At 55.4% G+C, this 12,554-nt stretch carries 11 protein-coding genes and 1 riboswitch; all 11 genes read right to left on the bottom strand.

Annotated elements, in window-relative coordinates:
• Positions 1 to 93: 93 nt before the first annotated feature.
• A riboswitch (ZMP/ZTP riboswitch) is annotated at positions 94 to 176 on the bottom strand.
• Positions 177 to 226: 50 nt separating this feature from the next.
• Positions 227 to 814: a low molecular weight protein arginine phosphatase gene (locus B212_RS0129650; RefSeq protein WP_019914989.1), complete on the bottom strand. Its 588-nt coding sequence runs from the start codon at positions 812 to 814 to the stop codon at positions 227 to 229.
• Positions 815 to 863: 49 nt separating this feature from the next.
• A complete protein-coding gene (locus tag B212_RS0129645) occupies positions 864 to 1,442 on the bottom strand; it encodes a manganese efflux pump MntP (protein ID WP_019914988.1) in 579 nt (192 codons plus the stop codon).
• A gap of 158 nt (positions 1,443 to 1,600) precedes the next feature.
• Positions 1,601 to 2,818, bottom strand: a complete 1,218-nt coding sequence (locus B212_RS0129640) for an L-threonylcarbamoyladenylate synthase (protein WP_019914987.1) — start codon at positions 2,816 to 2,818, stop codon at positions 1,601 to 1,603.
• Between the two features lie 151 nt (positions 2,819 to 2,969).
• Positions 2,970 to 3,722 carry a stage II sporulation protein R gene (gene spoIIR, locus B212_RS0129635; RefSeq protein WP_019914986.1) on the bottom strand — a complete coding sequence of 251 codons (753 nt, stop codon included), beginning with the start codon at positions 3,720 to 3,722 and terminating at the stop codon, positions 2,970 to 2,972.
• A 226-nt stretch (positions 3,723 to 3,948) separates the two neighbouring features.
• The gene (locus tag B212_RS0129630; protein WP_019914985.1) at positions 3,949 to 5,118 is read right to left on the bottom strand and encodes an FtsW/RodA/SpoVE family cell cycle protein; all 1,170 of its coding nucleotides are present in this window, start codon (positions 5,116 to 5,118) and stop codon (positions 3,949 to 3,951) included.
• A gap of 233 nt (positions 5,119 to 5,351) precedes the next feature.
• Positions 5,352 to 6,536, bottom strand: coding sequence for an FtsW/RodA/SpoVE family cell cycle protein (locus B212_RS0129625; RefSeq protein WP_019914984.1), 1,185 nt, complete (start codon positions 6,534 to 6,536; stop codon positions 5,352 to 5,354).
• Positions 6,537 to 6,760: 224 nt separating this feature from the next.
• Entirely contained in the window at positions 6,761 to 7,780 is a 1,020-nt protein-coding gene (locus B212_RS0129620; RefSeq protein ID WP_019914982.1) for a HemK family protein methyltransferase, read from the bottom strand.
• A gap of 4 nt (positions 7,781 to 7,784) precedes the next feature.
• A complete protein-coding gene (prfA, locus tag B212_RS0129615; RefSeq protein WP_019914981.1) occupies positions 7,785 to 8,852 on the bottom strand; it encodes a peptide chain release factor 1 in 1,068 nt (355 codons plus the stop codon).
• Between the two features lie 300 nt (positions 8,853 to 9,152).
• The gene (ychF, locus tag B212_RS0129610; protein WP_019914980.1) at positions 9,153 to 10,253 is read right to left on the bottom strand and encodes a redox-regulated ATPase YchF; all 1,101 of its coding nucleotides are present in this window, start codon (positions 10,251 to 10,253) and stop codon (positions 9,153 to 9,155) included.
• A gap of 112 nt (positions 10,254 to 10,365) precedes the next feature.
• Positions 10,366 to 10,836, bottom strand: a complete 471-nt coding sequence (locus B212_RS0129605; protein WP_036668621.1) for a GNAT family N-acetyltransferase — start codon at positions 10,834 to 10,836, stop codon at positions 10,366 to 10,368.
• Between the two features lie 439 nt (positions 10,837 to 11,275).
• A complete protein-coding gene (gene fni, locus B212_RS0129600; RefSeq protein ID WP_019914978.1) occupies positions 11,276 to 12,412 on the bottom strand; it encodes a type 2 isopentenyl-diphosphate Delta-isomerase in 1,137 nt (378 codons plus the stop codon).
• Positions 12,413 to 12,554: the final 142 nt, after the last annotated feature.

Here is a 12,554-nt window from a genome sequence, read left to right as displayed (position 1 = left end):
ATTCTGCCTCCCTCAAGCGTTGCCTACTCTCAGCATAACAGCACTCCTACATTTTAAACAAAAAAGAGCAGTCCGCAGCCTTCTGCGGATGTGCTCTTTTGCCCAGGCGACCGGCCGTTTATTCCAGGTGCTCCATCGTGGTTTGATCCACCTTGTCGCCAGTCACACCGGAACCGGGTAATATTTATTTCATCTTATAGGAATGGCCGCGAAAAATCAACCACCTTTACAAACGGCGTAAGGACTCCAGCTTATCCAGCAGACTATGCAGCGCCGTGCGGATCTCGGCAGCCGCAAGTTCGTAATCCTCGCGCGAGCCGCCGAAGGGATCGGAAATATCAAAGCTTGGGATTCTTTGACGGATCTCGATGATCCGCTGCATATCAGCGGCATCCGGCTCCACACCCAGCGCCAGGTTAAGCTCTGCAGCGGCATACAGGCTATCCAGCTCGCGGATATCCTGCTCCACCGAATCTTCATCATGCACGTATTCTTTTAGCGTATAGGTCTTCGTAACCGCAGCCGGAAAATATTGCAGCACATGCCGCTTATGTCCGCCCGTTAATGTAAGCACCAGATCGGCCCAGGCCAACGTCTCTGCGCTGAGCTGGGAGGATATTATATGATCATTCACGCCTTCGTCCCGCAGGATCGCTGCGGCATGTCTGGATATGGAAGTACCGGAAATGGCGGAGACGCCTGCAGACCGCACTTCCACATCAATCCCCCGTTCCTTGGCCAGCTTCCGCAGAAGCCCCTCAGCCATAGGACTACGGCATGTATTTCCCGTGCAGACGAATAAAATATGCAGCATACTTTCCACCTCCATGAAATGAAAATTATAATCTTGTGCCGTTATTGTATCAGAAGATGAACAGCAAGCCAAACGCAAGCAGGATTGCTCCGCCCAGCGCCTCGCCGTATACCCCAAGCCCCCGGCTGACCCGTCTTCCCAGCAGCAGTCCGGTAATCGACATCAGACCGCCGGTGGCCCCAAAGGCAAGTACAGTTAAAATTATGCTATTCACAAACATCCCCAGTGAAACCCCCACTGAGAAAGAATCTATACTTACACTCAGTGCAATGAGCAGCATGCCCCAAAAGGACCGGTGATCCATAAAATGCCGATAGTTGTAGCTATCATTGTCCCGAAAAGAGTTAAACACCATATGCCCGCCCAGCAGTACAAGCAGGCCGCCCGCAGCATAAGCCGTAACTTGTCCGAGCAAATGCCCTACGTAGCTGCCTGTAAACAAGCCCAGCAGCGGCATCAGCACATGAAAAAAAGCAACAAGCAGACTAAGCTGCAGCACATGCAAAAGACGGATGCCCTTCATCCCGATTCCAACACCGAGCGAAAAAGCGTCCATCCCCAGCGCGATTGCCATGATGGCAACCGTCACAAGCTGCCCCCAACCTGTATATACTCCCCCTATGTCCATGCCCATACCCCCAAGGTCCGAAAGTTCTTGTACAACCACGATATGCGGACAAGGGGGGAAACATGACTGTGAAGCGTACGGGGGCGGTGAGAGACTGCTGCGATCTGCAGGCAGCTCTCCTCTTAATGAAGCTAAAGCCCGCAGGGTAGAAGCCGGAATTATCCGGCGTCGATGACGGTTCCGCTGGCGGCTTTCATCAGCCGGTTCATAATCGCTGCACCGAGGCCGGTATCCGGGCAGGCCTCGGCCAGAATATAGGTCGCTCCCGCTTCATCGAAGCGCCGCAGCGCGGCATACAGGGAGCGGGCCCCTTCCTCCGGCGAGGTCAGCGAGCCGAGAGAAACGACGCAGGCGGCCGGGACGGCGGGATACAGGGCCACATGCTCCTCGAAGAGGAGCAGGCCCGTAATCTCGCCATCCCGCTGCGCCGCCTGCAGCAGGCCCGCGGCGGCTTCCGCCACGCGCTGCGGCGAAGCGCCGCGCACTACGCCAAGCGCTCCGCGCGGGGCGTAGTGCGTGTACTTCATGCCCGGCGCGCGCGGCGCCGGGCTGCTGTCCCCGGCGGCCTGCGCCGCGCCGGGGGACAGGCCGGAAGCGCCGGCGGGCGCTTCCGCAGAAGCCGGGGCCGTGCCGACGGCCCCGGGACCGAGCACCGCCGCAAGCTGCTCGGCGGTGATGCCGCCGGGACGGAGCACCAGGGCCGTCCCGTCCGGCTGCACCTGCACGACGGTCGACTCCAGGCCGACTCCGGCCGCGCCGCCGTCAAGTACCCCGCCGATATAACCGGCGAGGTCCTCCAGGACATGGGCGGCCAGCGTCGGACTGGGCCGCCCGGAGCGGTTGGCGCTGGGCGCAGCCACCGGACAGCCTGCTGCGCGGATCAGCGCCAGGGCGAGCGGATGATCGGGCATGCGCACGCCGACCGTATCCAGCCCCGCGGTAACGAGCGGCGACAGCACGCCGGGACGCACGGGAAGCACCAGCGTCAGCGGGCCGGGCCAGAAAGCGTCGATCAGCGCCGCCGCTGAAGGATGCACCTCCGTAACCAGCCCGTCCAGATCACTGCGGCTGGCGATATGCACGATCAGCGGATTGTCGGAAGGCCGGCCTTTGGCGGCGAATACCGCCTCCACCGCAGCGGTATTGCGGGCATCCGCACCGAGGCCGTATACCGTCTCAGTCGGAAAGGCAACGGTACTCCCCTTGCGAAGCATAGCCGCGGCTTCTGCTAGGGCTTGCTTATCCTGTTCGCACACCGAGAAACCAGACGGCTCCAAGGCAGACTCTTTGAAGGAAGACAGCTCCCAGTATATTGTAGAATCTATTTGTCCGCTGTTTCGCTGGACCGCAAAGAGGTTCTCTTGATGTTCTGTCATTATTTATCACAAGCTTTCTTTAGGGTTCGTTATTCCAGATTTGCATAATCACAGAAACCATGAAGAAACGGCCCCACCAGGTGGAGCCGCAGCAATTCCAAAGTAAGTCCAGCTTATATCGTATCATGGACGGCAGTAGATTCATAGGAGCTTAGCTGAATAATCCGCTGATCCAGCTCCATAGATTCTCCAGCAGCTCCCAGAGGAAGAAACGCACCTTCGGCGCTTCCGCTTCCCCGCTGGCAGCGGCTGTGTCCGAACTCTGCTGCACCGTTTCTCCTGCTGCAGCCTTCACTTCAGGACGATCCCCGGAGGCCTCAGCAAGGGCGGCTTTGGCTCCTTTGGCCGCTGCCGGCGCAGCAGCATCTCCAGAGCCGGCATCAATAAAGCACAGCGGCGGGAACAGCACGCACCACCAGTTCTGCCCTTTGCCGGCCCCCAGCGTCACGCGCACAGCTTCATACTCCCCGGCCGGATAGACCTTGCCGCCGTACATTTTAGTCGGGAACGGAACGACTCCCAGCTCTACTTTATAATTATATTCAATCCCCCGTTTCGCAAGCTCACCCGCCACCAGCGCATTCAGCTCCGGCAGATGCTGTCTAATCAGAGCGCGTGCCTGTTCCAGACTTTGCGGGTCTTCCAGCGCGGAAACCCACTGGTTGATCTGCTCCACAATGCTGTCCCGAATCTGGCGTTTGACCAATTGATCACCTGCCGCATCCGAGTTCGCCAGAATCCGCAGACGGATGGAATCCTGGGGAATGGAGGCCTCCGCCACAGCGGCATCGCTTTTTTGCCCTTCCCAGGCCATCATGAGAATCATAAAAAAACAAATTAAAATGGCAGTATACTTAAAGGTTACGCGCAAGGAATCCCGTTGTCCCGGCTTGTTCATTTCCATCTTCCAGCAGCCCCTCTCCCTCTGAATCTCTTATGTCCTCAGTATGTCCAGAGATGGGAGAGTGCAAACCTATTAAACTATCATGAAATAACGATGCCCGAACAAAGGAGATTGTTATGGAAGCCTAGAATTGGGCGAAGTCAAATTGAGGGCCTTCTATGAAATTTCATCGTCTGAAGTACGGCGAAAGAGAGACAGGGTTGTCTATTAAATGCCGTGCGTATTCTTAGAGATGCAAGGCAGGAGCAGCGGGCAGATCCTCCTCCACCTCCTGTCCATACAGCAGCACACTCATCGCTATGCCCATGCTGGACATATTAATCAGGACTGAAGTCCCGCCGTAGCTGATGAACGGAAGGGTAATTCCCGTCAGCGGCATAAGGCCGATATACGCGCCGATATTCTCAAGAATCTGATACAGCAGCATCGCCACGATCCCAATAATCAGATAAGGACCGGCCCGTTCCTTGCACTCCAAGGCAATCAGAATCAGCCGGTGAATCAGGATAAAAAACAGCAACAGGAGCAGCGCCGCCCCTACGAAGCCGAATTCTTCGGCAATCTGGGCAAAAATCGCATCCGTATAGAGCACCGGTATTTTACCCGACTGGACGGAACCGCCCTTCATATACCCTTCCCCGCTGAGCCCGCCCGATGCAATGGCAATTTTGGCATTACGCGTTTGGTAGCTGTCGTCACTGCTCGCCAGCTCCGGTACCAGCCAGGGATCAAAGCGGGACACAAAATGCTCGCGGCCAAGCGTTTTACTCAAAAAGTTCGTCGTTTGATCATGATAGTTAATGTAGCTGAAAATAAAGCCGCCTATTGCCAAGGCCCCAACAATCAGGCCAATCAGCGCATGGGATAATTTAATGCCGCCTATCCACAAAAGACCGAGCAGGATAATCAAATAGCTGAGCGCGTTGCCCAGATCGTTCTGAATAATCACAATCACGAACGGCAGCAGCGCAACCAGACTGAGCGGCACAACATCGCGCCAGAACTGGAGCCTGCTCTTATTTTTGCGGACCAGCAGAGATGCCAGCCCAAGAATCAAAATCAGCTTGAACAGCTCCGCCGGCTGAAGGCTGAACCCCCCTACCTCCAACCAGCCCCGGGCACCGTATTTCACAGTCCCAACAAAGCTGACCAGCACCAATATCCCCGCACCCAGGATATAAATATAATGCGCATATTTAACAAGCAGGCGGTAATCGAATAAAGACAGTCCTATGAAAGCAAGAAACCCCACTCCGTACCATTTGATCATCTGGATGTGCAGGCCGTCATCTTTGCGTCCGTGGGTAACACTGTATATGGATAAAATACTGATGACCATCAAAAGGATTAGAACCACTACAATGACGCCGTCAATCTTTTTAAAACGCTGCAGCATGCGATGAACTCCTAACTGTATCCGGATTAAGGCCTCTTGCCGTCAAACGCCGACAGCGCAAAGCCGTTATTTCCCATTGTAAAGCAAGATACAGCGCAAATACAATTTTATAGCTCCCGGCCTTGAATTTGTAAAAACAAGCAGAACCGGCTGCGCTGTCCTTACTTCTATTATAAAAAAACCGCCGGAACCCATCTTAACGATAAGCTCCAGCGGTCTATAGTTATTCCGGTCTATCCTTGCTTAGTGGGTGAAGAATATACCGACGGATTCGGCAAGTCCTCCTCGACCTCTTGACCGTGCAGACGCACACTCATCACCAGGCCAATGCTGGCCATGTTGATCATCAGTGAGGTTCCCCCATAGCTGATAAAAGGCAGCGTGATTCCGGTCAGCGGCATAAGGCCGATAAATGCGCCGATATTCTCAAATATCTGGTACAGCAGCATCGCAACAATGCCGACGATCAGAAACGGCCCGCCCCGGTCCTTGCTCTCCAATGCAATTAGAATCATCCGGTGGATCAGGATAAAGTAGAGCAGCAACACGAGTGCAGAACCGACAAAGCCGAATTCCTCAGCAATCTCGACAAAGATGGAGTCGGAATAGGTATAAGGCACCCGGTCCGTCTGCACGGAGCTGCCATTCATGTACCCTTCCCCGCTCATGCCTCCTGAAGCGATGGCCAGCTTGGCATTTTTGGTATGATAGCTCGCCTTGGCAGTCGCCTCATCAGGGACGAGCCACGGGTCAAAACGTTCTACCCAGTGGGAGCGGCCGATATCGGTAAGAAACGTTTTGATTTCATCATGGTAGTGAATATAACTCATGATTCCCGCCACTGCCGCTCCGCCTATTACCAGCAATCCAATCAGGGCGTGGGAAAATTTGATGTTGCCAATCCACAGCAGGCCGAACAGGATCACAATATAGGAAAGCGCGTTGCCTAAGTCATTTTGACTGATGACGATCAGAAAGGGAAGCAGGGTGAGCAGTCCGAGCGGAACCACATCGCGCCAGAAAAGGAGCTTATTCTTCATCTTGCGCACCAGCATGGATGCCAGGAAAAGTATCAGAATCAGCTTGAACAGCTCCGCCGGCTGAAGGCTGAAGCCCCCGAATTTAATCCAGCCTTGGGCCCCGTTCTGCTCCTTGCCGATAAAGCTGACCAATACCAGAATCCCTATCCCCACACCATATACGTACAGTGCATATTTAACCAGCAGCCGGTAATCTACAAAGGTCAGTCCGATAAATGCAACGATACCCAGCACATAAAATTTGATCATCCGAAGATGCGCCCCGTCCAGCTTCTCCCGTCCATGTGTGACACTGTATATGGAAAAAATGCTGACGGCCATCAACAGGACAAGAATGACTACAATGACGCCGTCAATCTTTTTAATCTTCTGAAGCATATTCTGTCTCCTTACTCCGTACTGGGTCTTCTGAATTTCACGTCTACAAACCGAATTCCCGTCATTTCTATTGTACTGGAACGGGCAGCAAAAATACAATTTCACTGCATAGCCGAACTCCATAGCCTGGAGCAGACCTTCATGCTGTAACATCCGGCTGTTCCGGGAGATTAAGGATACATGGAAAAAGTAAAGCTAATTCCGCGCCGTTTGGCTCTGCCCCTCTACCGGGCGATCCCCAGCACGTGGCGCGGAATGCCTGCGAGATCGTCGATGGTGACGATCTCATTCCAGTGGCCGGCTGCGCGCAGCAGCCCGGCCACCTGCTCGGCCTGGCCTTGGCCGAGCTCGAACCCGACCAGCCGCGGCGGTGCCGGAAGCAGCCGGAGCTGGTCCATCATGCGGCGATACGGGTCCAGCCCGTCAGCGCCGCCGTCCAGTGCAGTGCGCGGCTCATGGTCGCGCACCTCGCGCTGCAGCCCGGCGATATCCCCGCCGGGAATATAGGGCGGGTTGGAGACGAGTATATCCGTCTCCATCCCCGCAAACGGCTCGAGCAGGTCGCCGAGCCGCAGCTCCACTGCCGTGCCGTGCCGCCGCGCATTGCGGCCGGCCACGGCCAGCGCGCCGGGCGAAATGTCGCCGGCGCAGACCCGCCACGCCGGCGCTTCCGCCGCCAGCGTGACGGAGATGGCTCCGCTGCCGGCGCCGATGTCGACGGCAGTCAGCGGGCGCGCCGAGCCGCCCGCATCCCCCTGCGCTGCTTCACCAGCAGCGTGCCTGCCTTCCCGCGCCGCATCCCCCTGCGCCGCTTCACCCGCAGCGTGCCCGCCTTCCCGCGCCGCGCCGCCCGGCTCCGCCACCACACCGTCCGGCCACAGCTCCGCGCCGTACTTCAGAATCGCCTCGACGAGCAGCTCCGTCTCGGGCCGGGGAATCAGCACATCGGGCGTCACCTCAAAGGCCCGCCCGTAAAATTCCTGCTCGCCGGTAATATACTGCACCGGCTCGCCCGCCGCGCGGCGGGTAACACCGGCTTCCCAGGCCGCCCGCGCCGCAGGCGGAAACGGATCAGCCAGTGCCATATAGTAAGCCGCGCCGGACAAGCCCAGCACATGCTCCAGCAGAAGCTGGCTGCTGCGCTGCGGCTCATTGCACCCGGATTTGTCCAAAAAAGAAGAAGCCTCCGCAAAGGCTTCCCTGATGCTTTGCACGTCAGGCATGACATAAGAGTCGTGGCTCAAAGCATTATTCTCCTTTTTCCATTAACTCCGCTTGCTCTGCAATCGACAATGCCGAGATAATTTCTGTAATGTCTCCGTTCATTACCTGATCCAGACGGTGCAGGGTAAGGCCGATACGGTGATCGGTTACACGGCTCTGCGGGAAGTTGTAGGTGCGAATCCGCTCACTGCGGTCGCCGGTGCCGACTTTGCTCTTGCGTTCTCCGGCATACTTCGCTTCTTCTTCCTGGCGCTTCATGTCCGAGATCCGGGCACGCAGCACCTGCAGCGCCTTATCCTTGTTGGAGTTCTGAGATTTGCCATCCTGACAGGTCGCCACAATGCCGGTAGGCACATGGGTTACACGAACTGCGGATTTCGTCGTATTAACCGACTGGCCGCCAGCGCCGCTGGAACAGAAGGTATCTACGCGGATATCCTTGTCAAGAATTTCAATTTCGAATTCTTCCGCTTCCGGCATCACCGATACCGTAGAAGTCGAAGTATGAATCCGTCCGCCGGATTCGGTAGTCGGAATACGCTGCACGCGGTGTGCGCCGCTTTCGAATTTCATTTTGCTGTAAGCGCCGCGTCCGTTGATCATGAAGATAACCTCTTTGAAGCCGCCAAGGTCACTGGTATTGACATCCATCAGTTCAACACGCCAGCCTTGGGCATCCGCATAGCGGGTGTACATCCGGTACAGATCGGAAGCGAACAACGCCGCTTCATCTCCCCCGGCTGCGCCGCGGATTTCCACGATCACATTCTTATCGTCATTAGGGTCCTTAGGCAGCAGCAGGAGGCGGATTTTCTCCTCCAGCATAACCTGGCGTGAGGAAAGATCGTCGATTTCCATCTTGACCATTTCTTTCATTTCATCATCAAGCTTTTCGGCCTGCATCATCTTCGCAGCTTCAAGCTCTTCCATTACGTTTTTATATTCAGCATACGCCTCAAAGGCAGGCTGCAAATCGGATTGTTCTTTGGAATAGTCCCTCAGTTTCTTACTGTCGCTTGCAACATCCGGGTCACAAAGCAGTTCACTGAGTTTCTCATAGCGGTCCGCCAGGGATTGCAATCGGTCCAACAAGGGAATTCACCTCTCCTGATTCATAGTCAAGTTCAAGCATATTGCTTTAAATTGTTGATACAATAAAAATAGATATACGACTTTATATTATATCACCAATCCTGCCGATTGGCTACAGTGCTATATGTACAGGGTCAGGATTTTTTGCAGCCGGCAAAAACGCTCCTTATTATGCAAAAAGCGCAGGATTGTTATGCATGTACGCTTCCGGTCTATGCAAAAAAGAAGCCATCCGGCCGGTAAAAATTCTACGTCCAGACAACCTCTTTCTGTTCCTTCTTCTGCTATTAAAATGTCAGCTTACACGTTGAAACGGAAATGCATAACGTCGCCGTCCTGCACCAGATATTCCTTGCCCTCAAGGCGAAGCTGCCCGCGTTCCTTGGCACCGTTCATCGAACCGGCTGCCAGCAGATCGGCATACGCTACAACCTCTGCACGGATAAAGCCCCGCTCAAAGTCTGTGTGAATTACACCGGCAGCGCCAGGCGCTTTAGTTCCCTTGCGGATCGTCCAGGCACGCACCTCCTGCACACCCGCGGTAAAGTAAGTGTACAGTCCCAGCAGCTTGTAAGCAGCTTTGATCAGGCGGTTCAGCCCGGATTCCTGCAGTCCCAGCTCTTCCAGGAACATCGCCTTGTCCTCGCCTTCCAGCTCGGCAATCTCCGCCTCCACCTTGGCACTGATCGGCACCACTTCAGCATTTTCGGCGACTGCGAATTCACGCACCTGCTTAACATAAGGGTTCTCTTCGGCAGTAGCTACTTCATCCTCGCCTACGTTAGCCGCATACAGCACCGGCTTCAGCGTCAGCAGGTGAAGATCGCGCACAATCAGGCGCTCGTCATCGGACAGCTCCACACTGCGTGCAGGCTTATCTTCATAGAGAGCTTCCTTGACGCGCTCCAGTACTTCAACTTCCTGGGCGTATTTCTTGTCGCCGCCCTTGATATTTTTGCGGGAGCGTTCGATCCGTTTCTCGATGCTCTCCAGGTCAGCCAGAATCAGCTCCAGATTGATCGTCTGGATATCGCTAATCGGATTCACTTTGCCGTCCACATGCGTTACATTCTCATCCACAAAGCAGCGAACGACATGAACAATCGCATCCACTTCACGAATATGGGCCAGGAACTTGTTGCCGAGGCCTTCGCCCTTGCTTGCACCGCGGACCAGACCGGCAATATCCACAAATTCAAAAGCGGTCGGAACCGTCTTGTTCGGCTGCACCAGCTCTGTCAGCTTATCCAGACGTTCGTCCGGCACTTCCACGACACCAACGTTCGGGTCAATGGTGCAGAAAGGATAGTTCGCGGATTCTGCTCCCGCTTGCGTAATCGCGTTAAATAATGTGGATTTTCCTACGTTCGGAAGTCCAACGATTCCAGCTTTCAAAGCCATTTATATGACAACTCCTATTTTCGGTTGAATTGATCACCGCATAATTTCCGAAGCCTGATCTAATCCATTATATATTAGAACAAAACCGCCAGCAACAGCAATCCGCCCCGTATTAGAGTTCTTTTGACATTGTAATGTCGGTGACCAGATAGCCCATTTTCTTGTAAAGCTCAAAAGCGCGGGTGTTCTGGCCGAACACATGCAGACCGATTTTGGCAACATTCATCTTGCGTGCTTCCTCATCAAGCGCAAGCAGCGCCTGCTTGCCGTAGCCTTTGCCCTGGAACGGCTCGAAAATATAAATATCATAAATAAAGGCCTCGCGGCTGCGGTGTCCCTCGGTCACATTGAACCAAATATAGCCGGCCTGGGTGCCCGTTTCTTCCTCCACTACAGAATAAAGATGGGCCCCTTCCGTATGCAGCCCCTTGGGCAAATATTTGCTCATCGCTTCCTTAGAGAGCTGCATGGCAATCTCGGCATCCCATGCTCCGGTTTTTATTTTGTCCTCTGCATAATCGCGGGTCGATTGAGTAATGAAAAATTGAAAAGTGGTTTCATCCATTGGTACCAGTCTAATCATTGTATTGGGTATCCTTCCTTATTTCCGTAATCTCTATTGCCTCTAGCAGAACGTCAGAATCTACATGTTGGAGCTCAAACGATACTACGCCGAACGGATTAGGGTGCGGAGATCACGCTCCAGGCGTATCAGGCCCCGCGAACACAGTCTTATCCTGAGCGGAAGAGTCTCCCCGTCTGCAACGGACTGGGCAGCTCTTATTTCTACTGGAAGTCACTTTTCCGCAAGAGAACGGACTCCAGCGGCTTTACGGGCAGATATTCACCCCAAATCTACCTGCCGAAGAGGCGATAAGCGTTTTTGGGTCTGTTAGCCCGGATAAATGTATTCCTTTCGGGAAAATAAGGGCCTTACGGTCTGTTAAGGAACAGGAGGATGGATAAGAAGCCCCCACGCCAAAGGCTGCGTCCGCAGCCACGGATTTAGAACGGCTGCTGTACTAGCGCCGGATCAAGCGCGGCGTACCGTGCAGCGCAGCCAAATCCGGCGCTCCGATGCCGAACATTGCGGTCCGCAGCTCCAGCTCCACCTGAGCGAGCGCATGATCCAGCGCTTCCTCCGATTGTACAGCCGGACCGAGCAGATTCCGCCCGAAGCCGGCCAGATCCGCGCCGAGCGCCAGCGCCTTCGCAGCATCCACACCGTGCCGTAGCCCGCCGCTTCCGATGAGCGCGCCATGCCTGGATGCCGCGCGCACCTCCACAATACACTCCGCCGTGGGAATTCCCCAATCCGCGAAGGCTTCCGCCGCCGCCCGCCGGACAGCATCGCTGCTGCGGAATTTCTCCACCTGGCTCCAGGAGGTTCCGCCCGCACCGGCCACGTCTATAAAAGCAACTCCCGCACTGTACAGCCGGGATGCCGTATCCCCGTCGATACCCCAGCCGACCTCCTTCACGCCTACAGGAACTTCAAGCTGTCGGCATACCTCTTCGATTCGGGGCAATAAGCCGGCAAACCCGGTGTCGCCCTCCGGCTGAAATACCTCCTGAAGCCCATTCAAATGCAGCACCAGCCAGTCAGCACCGGCAATTTCCACGGCTCTGCGGCACTCGTCCACACCGAACCCATAAGACAACTGCACTGCACCGATGTTGGCGATAACCGGAATCCCGGGTGCCTTGTCCCGTACCCGGAAGGTGGCGGCAAGCTCCGAACGCTCAACAGCCGCCCGGATAGAGCCGACTCCAAGCGTCCAGCCTCGGCGCTCGGCAGCCTCAGCCAGTCTGGCATTGATCTCGCCCGTCGCCTTGCTGCCGCCTGTCATAGAGCTGATCAGCAGCGGTGTCCGCAGCTCCCGGCTTAAGAATTCCGTCCGCAGCGAAATGTCATCATAATTCAGCTCCGGAAGGGCATTATGCCGAAACCGGTAATGCTCGAAGCCGGTTGTTACTCCGCTGCCGCCAACCTCCTCATTCAGGCAGAGACGCACATGCTCAATCTTCCGCTCACCCGTCGTGGACAAGGGCAGCAAAGACTGCCCCTTATTCCCGGCAGCTTGCGGGGCGGGGACAGACTCCGTATCTTGCGCCCCGTCTATACGCTGCGGCAAGTCATCCTGCGGCATCTGCTTCATGCTGTCTTCCCCCAATCCTTACGGTCTATTGTATATGTAAAATAGCGTCAGGCCACCCGAATTCAATTCTTCGGCTCTAGTACGCTTCATTATAGCACATTCACATCTCACCACCATGCGCACCACTAACAGCACAGGCAAG

It is taken from the genome of Paenibacillus sp. HW567, from assembly GCF_000374185.1.
In the GTDB taxonomy this organism is placed as follows: Bacteria; Bacillota; Bacilli; order Paenibacillales; family Paenibacillaceae; genus Paenibacillus_AQ.
The sequence above is the reverse complement of the archived record's forward strand: the minus strand, read 5'-3'. Positions and strand labels throughout refer to the sequence as shown.

What these genes read in the sequence shown, in the direction of transcription:
- ychF (WP_019914980.1), bottom strand. Translation starts at nt 10,253, where the DNA reads ATGGCTTTGAAAGCTGGAATCGTTGGACTTCCGAACGTAGGAAAATCC.
- B212_RS0129605 (WP_036668621.1), bottom strand. Translation starts at nt 10,836, where the DNA reads ATGATTAGACTGGTACCAATGGATGAAACCACTTTTCAATTTTTCATT.
- B212_RS0129645 (WP_019914988.1), bottom strand. Translation starts at nt 1,442, where the DNA reads ATGGACATAGGGGGAGTATATACAGGTTGGGGGCAGCTTGTGACGGTT.
- spoIIR (WP_019914986.1), bottom strand. Translation starts at nt 3,722, where the DNA reads ATGGAAATGAACAAGCCGGGACAACGGGATTCCTTGCGCGTAACCTTT.
- B212_RS0129630 (WP_019914985.1), bottom strand. Translation starts at nt 5,118, where the DNA reads ATGCTGCAGCGTTTTAAAAAGATTGACGGCGTCATTGTAGTGGTTCTA.
- B212_RS0129640 (WP_019914987.1), bottom strand. Translation starts at nt 2,818, where the DNA reads ATGACAGAACATCAAGAGAACCTCTTTGCGGTCCAGCGAAACAGCGGA.
- B212_RS0129625 (WP_019914984.1), bottom strand. Translation starts at nt 6,536, where the DNA reads ATGCTTCAGAAGATTAAAAAGATTGACGGCGTCATTGTAGTCATTCTT.
- fni (WP_019914978.1), bottom strand. Translation starts at nt 12,412, where the DNA reads ATGAAGCAGATGCCGCAGGATGACTTGCCGCAGCGTATAGACGGGGCG.
- B212_RS0129650 (WP_019914989.1), bottom strand. Translation starts at nt 814, where the DNA reads ATGCTGCATATTTTATTCGTCTGCACGGGAAATACATGCCGTAGTCCT.